At 42.3% G+C, this 18,511-nt stretch carries 20 protein-coding genes and 1 pseudogene; 11 read left to right on the forward strand and 10 right to left on the reverse strand.

Annotated features, from left to right (window positions below; genetic code table 11):
* The first annotated feature begins 62 nt into the window (after nucleotides 1–62).
* A complete protein-coding gene (locus AC2A4J_RS06845; RefSeq protein ID WP_484175423.1) occupies nucleotides 63–692 on the forward strand; it encodes a TetR family transcriptional regulator C-terminal domain-containing protein in 630 nt (209 codons plus the stop codon).
* A gap of 6 nt (nucleotides 693–698) precedes the next feature.
* On the opposite strand, the gene AC2A4J_RS06850 is transcribed toward AC2A4J_RS06845, so the two are convergent.
* Nucleotides 699–4,157, reverse strand: a complete 3,459-nt coding sequence (locus AC2A4J_RS06850) for a hybrid sensor histidine kinase/response regulator (RefSeq protein WP_484175424.1) — start codon at nucleotides 4,155–4,157, stop codon at nucleotides 699–701.
* Between the two features lie 256 nt (nucleotides 4,158–4,413).
* Between AC2A4J_RS06850 and AC2A4J_RS06855 the strand changes: the two genes are divergently transcribed.
* The 5 genes from AC2A4J_RS06855 to AC2A4J_RS06875 all read left to right on the forward strand — a co-directional run bounded on the left by AC2A4J_RS06855 (nucleotide 4,414) and on the right by AC2A4J_RS06875 (nucleotide 7,700).
* Nucleotides 4,414–4,776 (forward strand): DOPA 4,5-dioxygenase family protein, encoded by a 363-nt coding sequence (locus tag AC2A4J_RS06855; protein WP_484175425.1) that lies wholly within the window; start codon nucleotides 4,414–4,416, stop codon nucleotides 4,774–4,776.
* A gap of 44 nt (nucleotides 4,777–4,820) precedes the next feature.
* Complete coding sequence (locus tag AC2A4J_RS06860) at nucleotides 4,821–5,261, forward strand: N-acetyltransferase family protein (protein WP_484175426.1); 441 nt, start codon at nucleotides 4,821–4,823, stop codon at nucleotides 5,259–5,261.
* 263 nt (nucleotides 5,262–5,524) lie between these two features.
* On the forward strand, nucleotides 5,525–6,007 hold the full coding sequence (locus AC2A4J_RS06865) for an FKBP-type peptidyl-prolyl cis-trans isomerase (RefSeq protein WP_255828434.1): 483 nt from the start codon (nucleotides 5,525–5,527) through the stop codon (nucleotides 6,005–6,007).
* 223 nt (nucleotides 6,008–6,230) lie between these two features.
* Nucleotides 6,231–7,019 carry a hypothetical protein gene (locus AC2A4J_RS06870; RefSeq protein ID WP_484175427.1) on the forward strand — a complete coding sequence of 263 codons (789 nt, stop codon included), beginning with the start codon at nucleotides 6,231–6,233 and terminating at the stop codon, nucleotides 7,017–7,019.
* A gap of 60 nt (nucleotides 7,020–7,079) precedes the next feature.
* Nucleotides 7,080–7,700, forward strand: coding sequence for a uracil-DNA glycosylase family protein (locus tag AC2A4J_RS06875; protein WP_484175428.1), 621 nt, complete (start codon nucleotides 7,080–7,082; stop codon nucleotides 7,698–7,700).
* Here AC2A4J_RS06875 and AC2A4J_RS06880 read toward each other — a convergent pair.
* On the reverse strand, nucleotides 7,675–8,142 hold the full coding sequence (locus AC2A4J_RS06880) for a GNAT family N-acetyltransferase (protein WP_484175429.1): 468 nt from the start codon (nucleotides 8,140–8,142) through the stop codon (nucleotides 7,675–7,677). The genes AC2A4J_RS06875 and AC2A4J_RS06880 overlap by 26 nt on opposite strands.
* Before the next feature lie 188 nt (nucleotides 8,143–8,330).
* On the opposite strand from AC2A4J_RS06880, the gene AC2A4J_RS06885 reads away from it, so the two are divergent.
* Nucleotides 8,331–9,173, forward strand: a complete 843-nt coding sequence (locus AC2A4J_RS06885) for a DUF6279 family lipoprotein (RefSeq protein WP_484175430.1) — start codon at nucleotides 8,331–8,333, stop codon at nucleotides 9,171–9,173.
* Between the two features lie 268 nt (nucleotides 9,174–9,441).
* Here the strand turns inward: AC2A4J_RS06885 and AC2A4J_RS06890 are convergent, their stop codons facing one another.
* Together AC2A4J_RS06890 and AC2A4J_RS06895 are read right to left on the reverse strand one after the other, a co-directional pair.
* Nucleotides 9,442–9,645 (reverse strand): RSP_7527 family protein, encoded by a 204-nt coding sequence (locus tag AC2A4J_RS06890; RefSeq protein ID WP_255828439.1) that lies wholly within the window; start codon nucleotides 9,643–9,645, stop codon nucleotides 9,442–9,444.
* 173 nt (nucleotides 9,646–9,818) lie between these two features.
* The gene (locus AC2A4J_RS06895) at nucleotides 9,819–10,292 is read right to left on the reverse strand and encodes an Lrp/AsnC family transcriptional regulator (RefSeq protein WP_484175431.1); all 474 of its coding nucleotides are present in this window, start codon (nucleotides 10,290–10,292) and stop codon (nucleotides 9,819–9,821) included.
* A gap of 203 nt (nucleotides 10,293–10,495) precedes the next feature.
* Between AC2A4J_RS06895 and AC2A4J_RS06900 the strand changes: the two genes are divergently transcribed.
* The gene (locus AC2A4J_RS06900; protein ID WP_484175432.1) at nucleotides 10,496–11,731 is read left to right on the forward strand and encodes an aminotransferase class V-fold PLP-dependent enzyme; all 1,236 of its coding nucleotides are present in this window, start codon (nucleotides 10,496–10,498) and stop codon (nucleotides 11,729–11,731) included.
* A gap of 62 nt (nucleotides 11,732–11,793) precedes the next feature.
* Here the strand turns inward: AC2A4J_RS06900 and bluB are convergent, their stop codons facing one another.
* From bluB to AC2A4J_RS06920, 4 genes are all read right to left on the reverse strand, one after another.
* The gene (bluB, locus tag AC2A4J_RS06905) at nucleotides 11,794–12,450 is read right to left on the reverse strand and encodes a 5,6-dimethylbenzimidazole synthase (RefSeq protein WP_484175433.1); all 657 of its coding nucleotides are present in this window, start codon (nucleotides 12,448–12,450) and stop codon (nucleotides 11,794–11,796) included.
* A 90-nt stretch (nucleotides 12,451–12,540) separates the two neighbouring features.
* Entirely contained in the window at nucleotides 12,541–13,068 is a 528-nt protein-coding gene (locus AC2A4J_RS06910) for a hypothetical protein (RefSeq protein WP_484175434.1), read from the reverse strand.
* A gap of 100 nt (nucleotides 13,069–13,168) precedes the next feature.
* Entirely contained in the window at nucleotides 13,169–14,935 is a 1,767-nt protein-coding gene (locus AC2A4J_RS06915) for a sodium:solute symporter family protein (protein WP_114411666.1), read from the reverse strand.
* Nucleotides 14,936–14,940: 5 nt separating this feature from the next.
* Nucleotides 14,941–15,201 carry a DUF4212 domain-containing protein gene (locus tag AC2A4J_RS06920; RefSeq protein ID WP_114411667.1) on the reverse strand — a complete coding sequence of 87 codons (261 nt, stop codon included), beginning with the start codon at nucleotides 15,199–15,201 and terminating at the stop codon, nucleotides 14,941–14,943.
* A gap of 155 nt (nucleotides 15,202–15,356) precedes the next feature.
* On the opposite strand from AC2A4J_RS06920, the pseudogene AC2A4J_RS06925 reads away from it, so the two are divergent.
* The 3 genes and pseudogenes from AC2A4J_RS06925 to AC2A4J_RS06935 form a co-directional block, all read left to right on the forward strand.
* Nucleotides 15,357–15,548 (forward strand): annotated as a pseudogene (locus AC2A4J_RS06925) (DUF6500 family protein); the annotation flags it as partial.
* 6 nt (nucleotides 15,549–15,554) lie between these two features.
* A complete protein-coding gene (locus AC2A4J_RS06930) occupies nucleotides 15,555–16,007 on the forward strand; it encodes a VOC family protein (protein ID WP_484175604.1) in 453 nt (150 codons plus the stop codon).
* 125 nt (nucleotides 16,008–16,132) lie between these two features.
* The gene (locus AC2A4J_RS06935; RefSeq protein WP_484175435.1) at nucleotides 16,133–16,591 is read left to right on the forward strand and encodes an MOSC domain-containing protein; all 459 of its coding nucleotides are present in this window, start codon (nucleotides 16,133–16,135) and stop codon (nucleotides 16,589–16,591) included.
* Between the two features lie 89 nt (nucleotides 16,592–16,680).
* Here the strand turns inward: AC2A4J_RS06935 and AC2A4J_RS06940 are convergent, their stop codons facing one another.
* Nucleotides 16,681–17,985, reverse strand: a complete 1,305-nt coding sequence (locus AC2A4J_RS06940; RefSeq protein ID WP_114411669.1) for a TRAP transporter large permease — start codon at nucleotides 17,983–17,985, stop codon at nucleotides 16,681–16,683.
* 14 nt (nucleotides 17,986–17,999) lie between these two features.
* On the reverse strand, nucleotides 18,000–18,506 hold the full coding sequence (locus AC2A4J_RS06945) for a TRAP transporter small permease (RefSeq protein ID WP_484175436.1): 507 nt from the start codon (nucleotides 18,504–18,506) through the stop codon (nucleotides 18,000–18,002).
* Nucleotides 18,507–18,511: the final 5 nt, after the last annotated feature.

Here is an 18,511-nt window from a genome sequence, read left to right on the forward strand (position 1 = left end):
GTTGGGAGGGGGGCTTGCTTCAGTACTGTTCGCAAAAATACAAATAAGGACTCAACTCCCCCATGAGCAAACGTCAAAATCACCGCGAAGAAGTCTTTGTTAAAATTTTAGAAGCCGCCGAAATTGAATTCGGTTTAAAAGGCTATAATGGCGCTAGCCTTCAGCATATTGCTGAGCGAGCTGGCTTGCCTAAACCAAATATTATTTATTATTTTCAATCCAAAGCGAACTTGTACAAACTGGTGCTTGATCAAACGTTAATGGGCTGGAATGACTTGTTTGACAAAGCGACTAGTGACGATGATCCCGCTGTTGTGTTGGATAGTTTTATTCGTTTCAAACTTAAGCAAAGCTTTGAGAAAGGCGTAGCGTCACGATTATTCGCCATGGAAGTGATCGGCGGAGCACTGCACATTGGTGATTATCTAAAAGAAGAGTTGCAGCCATGGTTTCAATCTCGTGTTGCCTTGCTGCAATCCTGGATGGATGCTGGGAAAATGCGTCAATGTGACCCTTCTAGTGTCATCTATATGATTTGGGCGACTACTCAGCACTACGCGGATTTTGAAGCGCAAGTGCTGGCTTTAAGCGGTATTGAATCTTTGAAAGAAGAGGACTTACAGCGCATCGGTGATACGGTGAGTGGTATTATTCTCGCAGGTTGTGGTTTAAGTCTGCCTACAACGAATTAATCTCTGTTACTTCGCATCTTCTCTTAATTGGTGAATGTGTTGAACCAAAGCCCGTAATTTTGCGGGCTTTGCTGGTTTTGCCATGTAGGTAATGTTTTGCAGTTTGCATTGCTCCACCAATTTAGGATCGCGTAGGGCGGTGATCAAGACGGCAGGAATTGTTTTTCCAGCACGAGCTCGCAGTGTTTTAATCAAAGATAAGCCATCTTGATTATCATCAAGGTGATAATCCACTAAGAGTAACTCCGCTTCTCCTTCTGCATCTAAGGCGTCATTAAATCGGTTGAAGGTTCGACAGTCACATTGCCAATGAGTTAATAGTGTATTCATGGCAGTGAGATTATTCTTTTCATCGTCAATACACCAAACATAGCAATGCGCGCGTTTTTCTTGCAGTGTTGTCGTGGCTTGAGAGGGCGGTAAATCAACGACGTGATCACTTTGAGCCAAAGGAATACCAATGCTAAAGCAGCTGCCTTTACCGGGAGTTGAGTGTATTTCTGTGCCTAAACCTAGCTGTTTTTGCATACGACGAACCAATCCTAATCCCAGTCCCATGCCTGGCTCTTGGTTATTTTCCCAGCGATAAAAATCATTAAATATTTTCTTTTGTTCAGTGGCAGGTATGCCAACACCAGTATCCCAAACTTGTAAATACACCACACCAGAACGTGGTCTAACACTGAGCAATACTCGCCCTTTTTGTGTGTACTTCACTGCATTAGAGACAAAGTTTTGAATGATTCGGCGTAAGTAGATAGGGTCCGTGTGGACTCTAAAAGGCCGTAAGTGTGTGGTTAAACGAATGTTTTTACTGTCTGCGATAACGCCAAATTCTGCCACTATCGGAGCGAGAATATCTTGCAGGTTACAGTCCACCAATTTGGGCTGAATGGCACCTTGGTCGAGGCGAGCAATTTCAAGTAAGGTGGAGATTAGCGCTTCGGTCGATTCCAGCGAGTCGGATAATTGTTCAATGACTTGGTTGGTGTTGTCTGGCAGCTCTGTGGATTGCAATATCCCCATATACAGCTTAGCGGCGTTCAGTGGCTGCAAAATATCGTGGCTGGCTAGGGCAAGGAACTCTGTCTTAGAGGCGTTCGCTTGCTCGGCTTCAGCTTTGGCACTGATCAGGGCTTTTTCAGCCAGATTACGACGCTCTATCTCTTGCATCAGTTCATGGTTAACGCCTTGTACTTCAACGGTACGAGCTTCGACACGTTTTTCTAAGTCTATGTTGGCTTCTTTTAAGGCCTGCTGGCTTTCTATGTGTTCCGTGACGTCAGTGAAGCTGGTGACAAAGCCGCCATCAGGCAGCGGGTTGCCGACCATTTCGATGACTCGTCCACTGGCTCGACGACGTAAGAATCTGTGCGTGCTGCCTTTTTTAAGGTGCTCTAAACGTTTATTAACCAGTTCTTCTATGTCACCTACGCCACATTCACCGCGCTCAGCGTTAAAGCGGATGAGCTCTTCCACTGGCAGTCCAACAGTCAACATTCCTTCTGGATAAGGGTAAAGTGCAAGGTAGGTTTTGTTCCACGCAACGATTCGAAGGTCTTTATCGACTACGCTGATGCCTTGATCTAAATTATCCATAGAAACGAACAATAAATTTTGGCTGAATTGGATAGCTTGGGTGGTTTCATCTAAATAGGTCACCATTTCCTCTACCTTGATTTGTTTATCAACCAAGATGGAATTGATGATAGTACGTGCTGAAGAGCCGCCTAGTACGCCACCTAGAATTCGTTCGCAGTAATCGACAAACAGACGATTTGGTGACGCGTTCGGTGGAATGGTTTGACTGTAATCCTGTTCAAAACTCGATAGGACTTGCTGGCTCTTTTGCTTGCCTAAAAAGGTTTCCAGTAAGACAAAAAAATCACTGTTCGTGGCTTTGCTTTTGGGTTTGAAAAAGCCTTTTTCTAGCTCTGTTGTCGGGCTGACAAACGCGGTGGCTTGAATTCTGTCAATTAAACGTTCTGTCGATAATAAAGACCCCGCTACATAACCAAAAATGTTGGCCAATAAACTGATGAACGCGCCATAGCTAATCAGTTCTGAACGAGATTGAGCATTTTCTAAGTTCCAATCTACATTGCCTGTGAGTGGTAGCATCATCAATAATACCCAGCACAAGAAGCCAAAGGTTAAGCCGGTATAGACTCCATGAGCATGGGCACGTTTCCAATACAGACCGCCAAGCACCGCGGGCATAAGCTGTAACACCAGAGAGAAAGCCAATATGCCTGTGTTTGCTAATGATTCAGCATTGGCCATTTTTTGATAATACAAAAACGATAGCAGCAATATTCCTAGCATAGCAAAGCGACGAATCATTAATATTCGACGTCGATACAAGGGCAGGGCTTGCTGTTGGGCACTGGCACGCGCCAACATCAGCGGTAAGATGACATCATTGCTGATCATAATGCTCAGGGCGAAGGTGGCGATAATAATCATAGCGGTAGTTGCTGACATTCCGCCTAGGAAAATTAGCATTTGCAGCGGAAGGTTGTCAGATACCAAGGCGAACTGAATGACATAGGTATCGGGATTGATGTCTGCCGAGAAAAGGCTCTGACCTGCGATGGCTATTGGTGGAATAATGACGGCAAAGATCAGTAAGTATAAAGGGAATAACCACCGCGCCATATTAGATTGTCGATTGTCTTGATGGTCAACCACGGTGACATGGAACTGGCGGGGTAAGCAAATCACCGCTGCCGCTGACATGAAGGTTTGCATGATAAATGTGAAGGATAAAAACTGTTCAGGATTCCATACCGTAAAATCGACATTCTCGCTGAGCTTGCTTATATCAAACTCATGAGTCATGAGAACCGCAACGATACCAACAGCCACAATAGCGATCAGTTTAAACAAGGATTCCGCTCCGATGGCCAGCATCATACCGGAACGGTATTCAGTGACTTCGACTTTTCGGGTACCGAATAACATGGCAAAAACACCCATGAGAATGGTCGCCACGAATACAACAAGGCTGGTAGAAGATTCATCCTGATTAACAAAAAGTGCGAAATTTGAGCCAATCGCTTTAAGCTGTAAGGCGATATAAGGGATCACCGCGAGCATACTAATGAGTATGACCAAGGGTGCGGTCATCGGACGTTTGCCGTATCGGGAAGAAATAAAATCAGCAATGGAGGTGATATTTTGCTTACGACTGACTGTAATCATCTTTCTTAATATGGGAAAGGCAAACAGGTAGAGCAAAATAGGACCAAGCAAAATAGGGAAGTAGCTCCAGCCAGAACGAGAAGCCTCACCAATCGAACCGTAAAACGTCCAAGCGGTGCAGTAAATAGCCAATGACAAACTGTAGACCAGCGGATGTCGAGTCAGCTTTTTCGCGGTAGGGCTTTCTTTATCCCCCCAGATAGCAATCCAGAACAGACCAAGAACATAAAGAATGGCTAACAGAATCCAGAAAACAGTCATTTAATAAATTACCTGAACATAGGCTGATACGTCATTATTGTTTGTCTAAGACATGAAGTCTTATTTTTATATAAATGTAACACAGCCAATAAAACAATCCTCTACGACTAAGGTCGTGTAAATCATGTCTTTAGACAAAGTGGTGATTATTTCTTATCCTGAAATGCAGTTTTCTCGATGCGATAGCCAAGCTGAGGGGGTGCAGGTGCTAAACTTATTGCATTGAATTGATTACTTATAAGCATTGGACGGTACCATGAAGCAACAACCATTAGATCAAGATATTAAAGCGTTTCATGCGCATCTTTATTACTGCGATGACGCGGGCGTTGAATTGGCCAAAAAAGTGGCTGAACAAGCTAGTGAGCTGTTCGACATTCGTGTTGGACGTTTTCATCAAAAGCCAGTAGGGCCGCACCCAGTTTGGAGTTGTCAGCTGTCATTCGCAGCGGAAAGCTTTGGTAAGGTCATTCCGTGGTTGATGTTACATCGTCAGTCATTGGATGTATTTGTTCACCCACTAACAGGCAATGAATATGTTGATCATACTCAAGGTGTTAGCTGGTTAGGGAAATCGTATGAACTTGATATCTCTCAGTTCATACCGCCTAGTGAATAGTATTTTGAAGAAAATGGGTAACGACAATGGAGTTGAGAGAAACAATGGAAATTCGATTAGCCATATCAAATGATGCTAAAGCCATTGCTGATGTCGCTTCAGCATTAGGTTATCAAAATACGGTATCAGAAGAACGTGCAATAAAGCGTCTTGAGCGACTACTTTTATCTAGCAATGACAAAGTTTGGGTGGCCGAATTCAATGGTCAATTGATCGGTTGGTTACATGCTCAACATGCTTTTCGAGCCGCTTCAGCAGACTTTATTGAAATTCTTGGTTTGTCTGTATCGGATCAGGTGCGGTTAAAGGGTGCAGGGCGCGCTTTGGTCGAAAAAGCAAAAGAGTGGGCTTTAAATGAGAAGATCGTTTTACGAGTGCGTACCAATGATACTCGTGATGGCGCGAAAAAGTTTTATACCGCGCTCGGTTTTTCCGTTGCTAAAACTCAATCTGTCTTTCAATTTCAAGGGGAGCTTGTTGATTAAATCGTGTTTCAAATTTGATCAGCTTGGCTTTTTTTGCATTTTTTTTAAATTTTTTGTCAAACATCCCTTTAAAAATCGTCGAACGCACCAAACTTCTAGGGTTATACGGTAGTTATTGAGCTTATGGAACGTTATCATAATGCCACAAACTATTGTTTGGGTTCGTGTTGTGGCGGTGTAACGCTTATTGTTGAAATGTAAGGTTTGCTTGTATCAAGCGCTCGTTCCCCCATTATTTATTATATGTTCATTAGGAGAATACAATGCAAATCACAGAAAACGCCGTTGTTAGCATGCACTACACATTGACTGACGAACAAGGTCAAGAACTAGACTCTTCTGTTGGTCAAGAGCCATTAGTGTTTCTAAGTGGTGCTCAAAACATCATTGATGGTCTAGACAAAGCACTTCAAGGCAAAGCGGCTGGCGATAAGCTTGCTGTGTCTGTTACACCTGAAGATGGATACGGTGCGGTTCATGAAGAACTTATTCAAAAAGTACCTAGTGAAAACTTCCAAGGCGTTGATGAAATTCAAGTTGGCATGCAGTTCATGGCACAAACACCAGGCGGTCAACAGCCAGTAACGGTTATCGCAGTAGAAGAAGATGGCGTTATGCTTGATGGTAACCATCCTTTGGCTGGTAAAACATTGAATTTTGATGTTGAAATCATTGAAGTTCGTGAAGCCTTGGCTGAAGAACTAGAGCATGGGCATGTTCACGGCGCTGGTGGTCACGAACACTAAGCACTAATAGCACTTAGTACTTTTCTCAAAAAAAAGCGGTTTCTGACTTAAGTGTCAGAAACCGCTTTTTTGTGCATTGAATAATTTAAAAATAACCTCTACGACATTCCGACTTGATTACGTCTCTAGAAAGGCAGAATGATAAGTGTTTAAATATCGCCCAAACTTATAGGGTGGCAAATTTGCTGCTTGTTTATGTACTGTATTCTAAAAGGGATTTAAAATGAAAAAGACGTTATCTGTGTTTTTGCTGCTTTTAAGCCATTCTGTTTTTGCGTTGGACTTGGCAAAATATCCAATGGAGCTAACATCTGGTGATGGCGTAAATGTTGTTATTGCACCGACCACCGACAATAAACAGGCTTTGGTGAAAGTAACGGGCGTGAACCATGAAATTGATGGCGTGGTATTTCTAACCGAAGTAAAGAAACAGGGCGATGATCAGAGATTAAAATACACTTATGATGGCTCAAAAAGGTCATTGATTTATATCGCCAATAACTATGGCTGTTGCTCATATACTTTGTATTTGCCTGATGCTAAAGATGGTATTTATCTTGGCAAAAAAGATGAAGCGAAAGCCGATACGGTTCAGGCTATCTCTGCACTTTATGACCAGCAATCAAAGCAAGGTATCCAAGAAAAATTAGCCATGTCTAATCGTGAAAAGCATCTAGCGTATCAAAAAACTAAGATTCAAGAAGCCGATGACAATGTGGCTAAGCAATGCGGTATAGAGATTCCAACCAAGGTGGATTGGACTACCATTTCTGATAATGACTTAGGTTCTTATGCAATCGCCGCTTATTGTGCGCAAGTGTCATCAAAAATTGCGGATCAATGCGCGACAAAACCTGCCTTTAAAGAAACAGCGAAAGAGTTTAAAGCCATTAGCTGTGACTTTACCGATGAACTTAAGTTACGAATTAATGATCAAGTGCTGAATTTTAAAACTGCACCTAAAGCACCAAATCAAGGTCAGTTTATTGAGGCTTACTTAAACAACATGTAATAATTTCTAAAGCTGAAGGGCACTACGAACGAGTAGTGCCTTTTTTATGAGGCAATTTCTATGTCGCATGATGCATTTCTAGTATTAAAAGAAGCGGTTCTTTCTTGTCAACATTGCGCTGATGCTCTGCCTTATCCTCCAAAACCCATTCTGCAAATTCATCCAAACGCTAAACTATTAATTGCTGGCCAAGCGCCAGGGCAAAAGACCCATGATATTGGTCGGCCATTTGATGATCTCAGTGGCGAACGATTACGTGAATGGCTCGGCTTATCTGTTGATGAATTTTACGATGAGCAGAAAGTCGCTATTGTTCCAATGGGGTTTTGTTTTCCGGGGAATAGTGTCCATAAAAGCGGACCTTCAGCAGGAAAGAAATCAGGCGATTTACCGCCACGCCCTGAATGCTCGATAAAATGGCGAGAAGTTGTGCTTAATCAGCTGAAGAATATTGAATTAACGATTGTCTTGGGTGCTTATGCGCAAGCCTATCATTTAGGTCAGTCTGATAATGTCACGAAGCAAGTTAAACAATGGCAATATTGGTTAGAGCAAGGCAAATTAGTATTGCCTCACCCAAGTCCTAGGAACAATCGCTGGCTCAAGCAAAACCCTTGGTTTGAAATTGAAGTCTTGCCAGAGCTGAAAGCGCGGATTAAAGGTTTATTTCCGCCTCTCTAATCATATGATAATGCTCTATACCATCTTCCATGTAGGGTTCGGATACTGTGATAAAACCGTGAGATAGATAAAAGCGTTCAAGATGAGATTGTGCGCCAATTTTAATCGGGCTGTCTGGCCAAATATTAAGGGTTTCTTCAATCGCATTGGTCATTAGCGCGTGACCTAATTTATCTTTGCGATTTTCTTGCGCGACAACCACTCGACCGATACTGCTATAACCTGAATAAGAGACGCCTTCGGCAAGCAATCGAGCGTAGGCGACCACTTTATTGTCTTGTAGGGCAAACAGGTGGCGAGTTTTGGGGAGCTTATCCAGATCATCCATATCAGGAAAAATACAGTTTTGCTCTACCACAAAGACGTCACTACGCAGCTTGAGTAGGTCATATAATGTTTGTGTGGATAGCTCGCTAAAAGTTTGACAGTGCCAAGTGGTCATTTCTTTTTCCTATTCACATCTATTCAATTGTATTTGATCGATATTATGCCTAGAAAGTCGCATCATGAACATGATAAAAAAGTGTCATCTGATAGTCCATAGTCTATCTTTTATAGAGTGATCCATTTCATCGACAAGCCCGTAAACAGTAAATATAAAACAAAACTGAATAGGTTAAGGGATCATATATGCAGAAGGCCAAATTTCCCTTAGTGATACTGTTCAGCTTTCTTTTAAGCGCCTGCTCGTCATCCTTTGTGTACAACAATATTGATTGGTTACTTTATTGGTATTTAGATGACTACGTTGATTTATCGTCTGATCAAAAAGCCGTGGTGGATGACCAGATTGCTTCATGGCAAAGCTGGCATCGCTCTACTGAACTTAAAAAATATCAGGCACAACTCCAGAATCTAAAAATAAAATTAGATATTGGGCCTCTCAATCAAGACCAATGGTTGAATGAATTTGATGAAGCAAGACAGCATCTTCATCGTTTTCGAGCCAAAATTGCCCCTGAGGTGGCCAGTATTGCTCAACAACTTTCTCAAGATCAAATCGCTGGAATTTTGTCTACTTGGAAGAAAAAGAGGCTAGAAAAGCAGGTCGAATTTGATGAACGAACCGAAGAAGATCGATTAAGTCGTAGAGAAGAGCGACTAACCGAATCGGTGGAAGATAATCTTGGTAAGCTAGATCGACAGCAGCTTGATATTATTAAAAAGTACGCACGGCAACTTATTCCAACTTCTACTGAACGGACGGTCTATCAAACGACCCTTCAAGATACGGTAAGAGACATTTTTGCCAATCGGAATAGGTCTGATTTTACGCAGCGACTTACTCTTCTTATCAGTAATCCAGATCAATATAAAATTGCTCAATACCAACAGGATTTAGACCACAATGCACGCTTGTATGCTCAAATGCTGGCGGAACTAAACCTGACCCTTTCTCAAGATCAGAAAAGACGGTTAGACGTCCAGTTTGAAGAATGGATTGGGTTAATTAGCGATTTGATATCAGATTAGTTTATCTTGTATCTGTTGGTTTTATTGAATTGTTTTTACTGCTAAAAAATGAAGTTAGAAAATTCATGTAGAACGTTTTTGTAAAAACAAAGTGGTGAAAATAATTACGAATGAAATTTAGGCGATTCAAATAGGTTTCGTAGGTAGGAACAGGAAGCGCTTTATGTTTTTATTCTAGCGCCATTTCCTTACAAGCCTGTTGGAGTAAGCCAAAATATCTGTTTTGGGAACAGACGCTTACCCAATAACTTTTAAGTGTGTTTAACGATTAAGCGTGTTGTGCAGAAGAAGATACGAAAGCTGATTTCAATTTGATTGCTACATTTTTAACGGCTTGAACAGCAGAAGAGATACCTGCAACGATGTATTCAGCGCGTTCAGCACGAGCAATTGCTTCGTATTTTTCAGCATCAGTAAGAAAAGAAGTGTTTACAGTTTCTAATAATTCGGCAACAGATTTAGTGTTTTTCATGATGTATTCCTCTTTCATGGTTGTTTTAAAAAGCGTCAAAACTTATTCCGTTTTGATGCTTATATATTAGAAACTATGGGGAATTAAGACAAACGATAAAAAATACACCAATACCTGAAAAAAACTAATCAATTGGACAAGAAACGTCTTAAGTTAAGATTTTTAAAAGACTTTTATGTCTTATCAAGAGGGCTACCATTTTGCTTTGCTGTGTCTAAACGTATATAGGATTTGGTGCTTACAACGTCGGCATGGGCATAAAGTTGCTTGACCACTAAATCGGTGAATTGCACCATGTCTTTAGCGCAGATTTCTACCATTAAATCGACATCTCCAGTAACACCATGAACGTTAATCGCAGCGCTTTGTTGTTGCAGAAAACACATCACATTATCCCGTGCATTGGGAGCGTCTTTGCTAACGGTGACTAATGTCCAAGCCATCACGCTATAGCCGAGTTTTTGGTAATTTACCTGGGCTCGGTAACCACTAATAATGTCCATTTCTTCTAGTTGGCGTAAGCGTCTTAAACACTGTGATTGTGAGAGGTTAATTGTCTCTGCTAACTGAGTGTTACTAAGGCGACCATCTTTTTCCAATGCTTGGATTATTTTGTAGTCGGTACGGTCTAGGGTGATTTCTTTCATAAAGTGCTCAATTTAAACAAAAATCTTGTATTACGTTAGTTATTCTCCCTTTAAATAGCAAACAACTTGTGTGGCATATTCTCTATACTTTTCCTATGAGACCTTGCATGACTAGTGTACTTGTTACTTCGTGCAAGGGCCTCACTAGATTAGTTTGTTGTTGATGACAGGCTGTAGATTGCTTTCGGTATGGAGATAAAATTATGACACCTAAATTAGATTTGGCGTTTGCACGTTCTCAATTCCCAGCGTTTAAGGAACCTTCTTTAGCGGGGCAGGCCTTTTTTGATAATGCAGGCGGGTCTTATGCTTGTCAGGCAATCATTGACCATTTAGACCAATATTATCGAGAAACCAAACTACAGCCGTATCATCTTCATCCTGCGGCACAAAAAGCCGGTGCTCAGATGGATTTAGCTCATGAACGTTTAGCGTCTTATTTAAATGTGAAGGCTAGTGAAGTGCACCTTGGGCCTTCGACTTCTCAGAATACCTATGTCTTGGCGCAAGCCTTCGGCAAAATTCTAAAAGCAGGCGATGAAATCATAGTGACCAATCAAGATCACGAAGCGAATATTGGTGTTTGGCGTGCATTAGAAGCACGTGGCATCGTGATTAAAGAATGGCGAGTGGATGCTCTGACAGGGTCGTTAGATATAAATAGTTTAGAGAAGCTTTTTACTGAACGAACCAAGCTTTTAGCTTTTACTCATTGTTCAAATATTGTCGCTGAAACCAATCCAGTAGTGGATATTTGCGCACGAGCGAAAGCAGCGGGTGTGGCAACTGTGGTTGATGGTGTGTCCTTTGCGGGCCATGGCTTACCAGATGTGGATGCTCTTGGTGCTGACATTTACTTGTTCTCGCTTTATAAAGCCTACGGAACACATCTTGGTGTCATGGTTATTCGCGATGCTATGGCGGATGAATTGGGCAATCAAGCGCATTATTTTAACAAAGCCTATCGTCAAAAATGGTTTGTGCCAGCTGGACCTGATCATGCCCAAGTGGCAGCGAGCCGCGGAGTGTTGGATTATTTTGATGTTTTGCACGATCATCACTTTGATGCGACGGATTCTATTACTGAAAAAGCCCAGCGTGTGCGAGATTTGTTGCATGATGCCGAGCAAGTCTTATTGGCTAGGTTGCTTAATTTTGTTGACCAACATCCTAAATTGACCTTACTTGGAACGGCGGATCCTGCCAAGAAAGCCGCAACGGTATCTATTATTCCTAAAGGTCAAACGCCTCAGGAGTTGGCGCAGAAGCTAGTAGATCAGGGCATAATTTGTGGCGCAGGGCACTTTTACGCAGTGCGTTTGTTGGAGGCTATGGGAGTGGATGCAAATACGGGCGTGGTTCGTTTGTCATTTGTGCATTATACCAATGACGAAGAAATGGATCAGTTGATTGAGGCTTTAGATAGGGCGCTCTTTTAGTCGTATTTTTATAGCGACAAGGCAGACGAACCATCTGTCTTGTCTCTATTTTTTAATTTGTCTTATTCGCTCTTTGGATCTGGCCAAGAGTCGTAATGAACGGCCGAGCTGACGTCTCGCCTTGGCAGCCAGCCTGCTCTTTCAAGATCGGGTGTATCATGAAATTCTTCGACATAGCCCACGCATAAATAGGCAATGATATCGATGGATTCAGGAATGTTGAGCGTGTCGCGTATCGCCTTGTCATCAACAATACTGACCCAGCCAACACCTAGGTTTTCTGCTCTCGCGGCTAGCCATAGGTTTTGTACCGCGCACACAGAGCTGAATAAATCCATTTCTGGCTTGGCTGTGCGTCCTAGTACGACAGATCCTGTTCTGCTGCGATCACAAGTCACGCAAATACCCAATGGTGCTTCTTCAATGCCTTCTAGTTTGAAACTCTTGTATTGCTCTTTGCGTTCGCCTTCAAATAGCTCGGCGGCTTCTGCGTGTGCTTTTAGAAACCCCTTTTTAATTTGTGTTTTGGATTCTGGCTTAGAGACAAGAATGAAGTCCCAAGGCTGCATAAAACCGACACTCGGTGCATGGTGCGCAGCCAGTAAAACGCGTTCTAAAACATCATTTGGAATAGGATCGGGTTTGAATTCTCGTCGCACATCTCGGCGGGAAAAAATGGTTTTGTAAACCGCGTCGCGTTCTGCTGGAGTGATGTTCATAATATCGACTTTCGCTATTGGGTAAATCGATATTATGAGACGTTATCGTGTTTTATGCTAATGAGGAAAACTTAGGTTAAAGAGACTTTTTTAGGCTTGATCACTGCAAATCGCTTTTAGTAATAAATCATCGCTTTCAAGTGGATACCACGTTGAAGTGGATTGGCTTTTTGAGCTTGATGACGCACTAAATGATTGAGTAAAGTCGGTTCTGGCACCTTGAACACAATCGACTATTTGTGGAACGCGTTTCGCCATGTGGCGACGTTCAAAAAAGTATAGGTCGACGAGAACAAGATTCGGATCAATTTTATTTTTTGCAGAGTTCTCTACGTCAGCAGCAATAAAACGAAGAGTTTGTGGAAATACGTAGCTCCAAGGACGCCATGGGGCTTCTTCTTGAACGGTTTTTACAACGACAACACCCTCTGGTAACAGGCTAGTTTGGTGATCGTACCAGTCGTATTCGCCTTGGATTTGAAAACCAAGCATGGCAACACCTGCAAACACAGGAACCAACCATTTCGGAGCGGTTTGTTTGGTTATCTTCCTTAACAAAAGGGCAATACCTGCGCCGCCAATACCGGCAAAAACAGTAGCTATGAGTTCCCAAAACATAAGTGCTCTCTTTTTTGATTTTGTATGGATTCTTATTATAGGGAAAGTGGGCCTCACAAAGAAGTGAGGCCCACTTGATAGGGAGTGCTTTTGTTAAACCTTAGTGGTCAACTGCACCGCCAGCACCTTGAGGGTAACGAACGCTTTCAACAAGGTCTTGAATTTCTTTTGGTGGCGGAGGTGTCATTGAAGACACAGTGAATGCAACCACAAAGTTAATTACCGCACCAATAGCACCAAATGACAATGGTGAAATACCGAACAACCAATTATCTGGCGTGTTGGCAAAAGACGCCGTACCTGGAATGAAGAACCAGCCAAGGAATAGGAAGATATAAACCAAGGTAGCAATCAAGCCAGCTAGCATACCTGCAACCGCACCAGTGCTGTTTACTCGTTTAGAGAATATACCCATCATCAAAGCAGGGAAGATAGAGGCTGCGGCAATACCGAATGCCAATGCTACTACCTGCGCGGCGAATCCGGGTGGATTCATACCGAGATAGGTGGCGACTATGATGGCGACAAACATCGATATCCTAGCAACCAGTAGTTCCCCCTTATCGCTTATGTCTGGATTTATGGAGCCTTTTATTAAGTCATGACTCACCGCGGACGAAATAGCCAAGAGCAAACCAGCTGCCGTTGAAAGGGCTGCTGCTAGACCACCTGCAGCGATCAAACCAATTACCCAACCTGGAAGGTTCGCAATTTCTGGGTTTGCCAATACAAGAATGTCTCGGTTAACAACAAGCTCATTGCCTTCCCAACCACGTGCTGTCGCTTCTTCTTGGAATGCAGGCACATCGTTGTAGAATTGAACTCGACCGTCACCGTTTTTATCTTCAAACTTAATTAAACCTGTTGTTTCCCAAGTTTGTACCCAATCAGGACGCTCTGCGTACTCGATAGGGGCTTCTGTTGGGCCAGAAGGATAGATAGTGGTCAATAGATTCAAGCGAGCCATAGACGCAACAGCTGGTGCTGTTAGGTATAACAAAGCAATGAATACTAGTGCCCAACCAGCAGACCAACGAGCGTCAGCTACTTTAGGAACGGTGAAGAAACGAATGATAACGTGTGGTAGACCTGCGGTACCTATCATCAATGACAGTGTGAACAGAACCATATTTAGTTTGTTATCTACGTCCGCAGTGTAATCTTGGAAGCCCAGTTCTCGCACTACTTCATCCAGTTTTTGCAACAATGGTATACCAGATTCTGTATGGTTAGAGAAAAGGCCGATAGCAGGAATAAACGTATCAGTCAGCTGTAAGGAGATGAAAACAGCTGGGATAGTGTAGGCTATGATCAATACAACATACTGTGCAACTTGAGTGTAAGTGATACCTTTCATACCACCTAATACCGCATAGAAGAATACAACAATCGCAGCGATGATAAGGCCAGTGTTGTTATCGACTTCTAAGAAGCGAGAGAAAGCGACACCCGCACCAGTCATTTGACCGATAACGTAAGTAACAGAAGCAATGATCAAACAAGCCACGGCAACCAAACGAGCGGTGCTGCTGTAGAAACGATCACCAATGAAATCTGGCACGGTAAATTTACCGAACTTACGTAAGTAAGGTGCTAGAAGCATAGCAAGCAATACGTAACCACCAGTCCAACCCATTAAATAGGTTGAGTTAGCGTAACCACCAGCCGCGATCAAGCCCGCCATAGAAATGAAGGACGCTGCTGACATCCAGTCTGCTGCTGTTGCCATACCGTTTAGTACGGGATGAACACCACCACCGGCTACGTAGAATTCTTTTGTTGAACCAGCGCGAGCCCAGAAGGCAATACCGAAGTAAAGCGCAAAGGAACCACCGACGAAAAGTAAATTGATAGTAAACTGATCCATGCGACTTACTCCTGAAGGCCAAATTCTTCATCAAGCTTGTTCATTTTCCACGCGTAGTGGAAGGTCAAAGCGATGAATACAAGAATGGAACCTTGCTGAGCGAACCAGAAGCCTAAATCAGCACCTCCGATCATAATGCCTGAGAGCATGGGACGAAGTAGGATAGCGCAGCCATAAGAGGCTAGCGCCCAAACCACCAAGCTGCCTAGTATCAGCCTTAGGTTTGCTTGCCAGTATTTTTCTGCATTAATATTATGATCTGACATGGTAGATCTCCTTATAATTATTTTTATACGCACTGTTAATTTAGCAGGCAGTCGATAGATAAGAAGTCAGACTTTAGTCGCATAGTGTATTTTTCAATCGATATATGTTGATGCGTGATACTTGCAAGATTTCTTTCTAAAAGGGATTAAGAGACGTGAATACTAAGATTAAACAAAAGATTCTTTTGGTTTGTGCTGAGAAAATCAAACAAAAAGGCGATGGTGTTCAGGTGTCTTTTTATGCGTTTTTTGCGAATAAAAACGATGATCCCGTTACCTTGATGACCGTTGCGCGCTGGTGGATCGAAGAACAGCAATTGAATCACTTTGAAAAAGCCACCAAGATTTACGCTATGGTGGCATCTCTCGATGATTGCTCGGCTATTCAATTGCCAGCGTTACAACAAGATAAAGGGCTCAATCATCTGACCTTGAGTGTGTCTAATCTTGATGTATCCATTGAGTTTTATTGTGACCTGTTAGGGTTTCAAGGCGAGGTGCGTTGGAATACTGGTGCTTATTTGTCCTACGGGAATTGTTGGCTTTGTTTATCTTTAGGTAAAGCAAAACCTAGTCAGGATTACACACATTTTGCGTTTACTTATGATTCAGCAGTCATGCTTAGTGTTAAACAAAAAGAGGCGTTTAAGGCTGTGAGACAGTGGCAATCAAACAGTAGCGAAGGGGATTCCTTGTATATTGAAGACCCAGACGGTCATAAATTAGAATTGCATTCTGGTTCTCTTGCTTCGCGTCTGGATTCATTAAAAGTCAAACCTTATGATGGATTGGAGTGGCTCAATTAAATCTATAGCACACTAGCCTCATTCAAGAAGAGTAACCTTCTTAATAACCGATCTTTTGGGGAAGGTTTTTAATCATTGTGTATGTCATAATCGACCAGTGACAGACATGTCTTAGGAGACAAAGGGTGATTCAAGCAATTTTCGTGTCGAAAAAATCGAAACAATCACAGATAGGGATTGATGCCGTCAAAGTGGATGCTGGTAAAGGCATAGTTGGCGACCGATACTACGGTAAGAAAGGCTCTGATGGTCCAAATATTACTTTTGTCGAAAGTGAAGAAATAGCTGCCTTTAATGCTAACTTCGCACAAAGTATTGGCCTTTCAGCGACCAGAAGAAACATAGTGACCCAAGGAGTACGATTGAACCAGTTAGTTGGGCAAGAATTCTCTATTGGCGATGTTCGCTTTTATGGTGTCGAATTGTGTGAGCCCTGTGGCTCGTTAGGAAAGTCTCTTGCCAACGATTCTATATCATCACCGCAAGTGGTAAGAGCCTGGCTGCATCGTGGTGGTTTAAGAGCCAATGTTTTAAGTACTGGAATATTGAGAACAGGCATGCAATTTAATTTGATTAATAAGTAGTCATAGTTACGTTGTTAGCTTCGTTCAGGCGGCCAATTTTAAATTTTTAAGACTGCCTGAACTTTTTGTTGCCACTTTTATATTTTGATTTATAGCATTCCTGCTAGCCTTGGTAACCAAAGTACTAAATCTGGCGAAAAGGTGAATATGACGAGCAAAGTTATAAGTATTCCTAAAAACACCCATATTTCCCGAATCATTTCTCCAACAGGAATGCCATTCAGCGCTTTAATTATATACAGCAATATACCGTAAGGCGGTGTTAACAAACCTATCATCATGTTGAAAACTAGCACTATTCCAAGATGATTTAAGTCTATGCCAAGCAGCATGGCTGTAGGTATAAATAATGGCGTTACTACCAGCATAATGGTTGATACATCTAAGAAACATCCCATTACCAAATAGAGAATGTTGAGCAAAATTAAAAATTCGGTTTGGCTTAAGTTCCAAGAACTAAAAAGCTCAAAGACATTCTGAGGTAGCTGTTCAACAGTAATGACGTAATTAAAAATAAAGGCGCCACACAGTACTAATGTAACAACAGCCGTTGTTTTTACCGTATCAATGACAACATTCCAGAAGTCTTTTAACCCCATCACTCGATAAGCAAAGACGGCTAACAATAAAGCATAAAAAGCGGAAACAGCAGCCGCTTCAGTGGGGGTAAATACACCAGAGTAGATGCCGCCCAGTAAAATAACAGGCATCAAAAGAGCGGGGAAAGCTCTGATAAAAGCAATTGGTAAAGCTCTCCATGGAATGGCGTCTTCGACAGGAAAGCCTCTTACTTTAGCCATAATGAACACTGCAATTCCTAAAACCAAACACACCATCAGAGCAGGCACAACACCGGCTAAAAATAGTGCACCCACTGATGTTGAAGAAATAAGAGCATAAAACACCATAGGAATTGACGGTGGAAATATTGGTCCGACAACTGCCGATGTTGCGGTTAGGGCGCCAGCAAAACCTCTTGGATAACGGCCGCCTTTTGTCATCATATCTGTGATTATTTTACCAACTCCAGCTGCATCGGAGATAGCGGAACCAGACATACCTGAAAAAATAAGAGAGGTAATTATGTTTACTTGAGCTAGACCGCCCGGAATTCGTCCGACTAGGGCGAGAGAGAAAGTTAATAAACGGTCGGTTACTTTACCTGCATTCATAATGTTCGCGGCAAAAATGAATAAAGGAACTGCAAGGGCAACAAAGTTTCCAAAAGCACCATTCAATACATTTTCTGCGGCTAATCCGACATCATTTCCAGACATAAGTAGGTAGAAAATACTCGAAACAATCATGGCAATGCCAAGTGGCACGCCTGTTATGGTAATGGCAATTAAAATAACGAACATGATTAAGAGTGCGTATTCAGAGAAAAAATCCATGATCATGATTCCTATTAAATGTGGCTACGCCAGTCAGAGCCAAATAACTTACATAAGCGAATACCAGATTTAACGGTAAAGCCAACTAAAAAGAGCATGTAGCAGCTGTAAATTAAGTGCATTGGTACTCTTAAAACGGGGCTTTTTTTGCGAGTAAGAAAGTCTAAATAGTCTAGAGTCGCAGGCATTAAAATAACGAAAGATACGATAATGACAAGCATAGAGACGATGGCAAAGATACGTTTTGTTTTAGGTGGAACTATGTCATAAACCACTTCCAACGTTACGTGCCTTTTAATTGGTACCATAAAGGCGGCCGCCCAAAAGACAACCCAAATAAAGGCTATCATAATGAGTTCTTCGCTCCATCGAATGGGATCGTTGAGCACGTATCGATAGAATACTTGTATGATAAATCCGCTGAACGCTGCTAGAAAGAAGAGTGCTCCGATGGAATCGGCAAGTTTGGAAAGTAGCTTGCCGATTCTTGTCAGACCTCTCCTACGAATAGGAGTTGTCATAGAGT

The organism is Marinomonas sp. ATLA20, from assembly GCF_057180105.1.

Coding starts and splice junctions, on each gene's coding strand:
- AC2A4J_RS06845 (WP_484175423.1), top strand. CDS start 63: ATGAGCAAACGTCAAAATCACCGCGAAGAAGTCTTTGTTAAAATTTTA.
- AC2A4J_RS06850 (WP_484175424.1), bottom strand. CDS start 4,157: ATGACTGTTTTCTGGATTCTGTTAGCCATTCTTTATGTTCTTGGTCTG.
- AC2A4J_RS06855 (WP_484175425.1), top strand. CDS start 4,414: ATGAAGCAACAACCATTAGATCAAGATATTAAAGCGTTTCATGCGCAT.
- AC2A4J_RS06860 (WP_484175426.1), top strand. CDS start 4,821: ATGGAAATTCGATTAGCCATATCAAATGATGCTAAAGCCATTGCTGAT.
- AC2A4J_RS06865 (WP_255828434.1), top strand. CDS start 5,525: ATGCAAATCACAGAAAACGCCGTTGTTAGCATGCACTACACATTGACT.
- AC2A4J_RS06870 (WP_484175427.1), top strand. CDS start 6,231: ATGAAAAAGACGTTATCTGTGTTTTTGCTGCTTTTAAGCCATTCTGTT.
- AC2A4J_RS06875 (WP_484175428.1), top strand. CDS start 7,080: ATGTCGCATGATGCATTTCTAGTATTAAAAGAAGCGGTTCTTTCTTGT.
- AC2A4J_RS06880 (WP_484175429.1), bottom strand. CDS start 8,142: ATGACCACTTGGCACTGTCAAACTTTTAGCGAGCTATCCACACAAACA.
- AC2A4J_RS06885 (WP_484175430.1), top strand. CDS start 8,331: ATGCAGAAGGCCAAATTTCCCTTAGTGATACTGTTCAGCTTTCTTTTA.
- AC2A4J_RS06890 (WP_255828439.1), bottom strand. CDS start 9,645: ATGAAAAACACTAAATCTGTTGCCGAATTATTAGAAACTGTAAACACT.
- AC2A4J_RS06895 (WP_484175431.1), bottom strand. CDS start 10,292: ATGAAAGAAATCACCCTAGACCGTACCGACTACAAAATAATCCAAGCA.
- AC2A4J_RS06900 (WP_484175432.1), top strand. CDS start 10,496: ATGACACCTAAATTAGATTTGGCGTTTGCACGTTCTCAATTCCCAGCG.
- bluB (WP_484175433.1), bottom strand. CDS start 12,450: ATGAACATCACTCCAGCAGAACGCGACGCGGTTTACAAAACCATTTTT.
- AC2A4J_RS06910 (WP_484175434.1), bottom strand. CDS start 13,068: ATGTTTTGGGAACTCATAGCTACTGTTTTTGCCGGTATTGGCGGCGCA.
- AC2A4J_RS06915 (WP_114411666.1), bottom strand. CDS start 14,935: ATGGATCAGTTTACTATCAATTTACTTTTCGTCGGTGGTTCCTTTGCG.
- AC2A4J_RS06920 (WP_114411667.1), bottom strand. CDS start 15,201: ATGTCAGATCATAATATTAATGCAGAAAAATACTGGCAAGCAAACCTA.
- AC2A4J_RS06930 (WP_484175604.1), top strand. CDS start 15,555: ATGGTGGCATCTCTCGATGATTGCTCGGCTATTCAATTGCCAGCGTTA.
- AC2A4J_RS06940 (WP_114411669.1), bottom strand. CDS start 17,985: ATGGATTTTTTCTCTGAATACGCACTCTTAATCATGTTCGTTATTTTA.
- AC2A4J_RS06945 (WP_484175436.1), bottom strand. CDS start 18,506: ATGACAACTCCTATTCGTAGGAGAGGTCTGACAAGAATCGGCAAGCTA.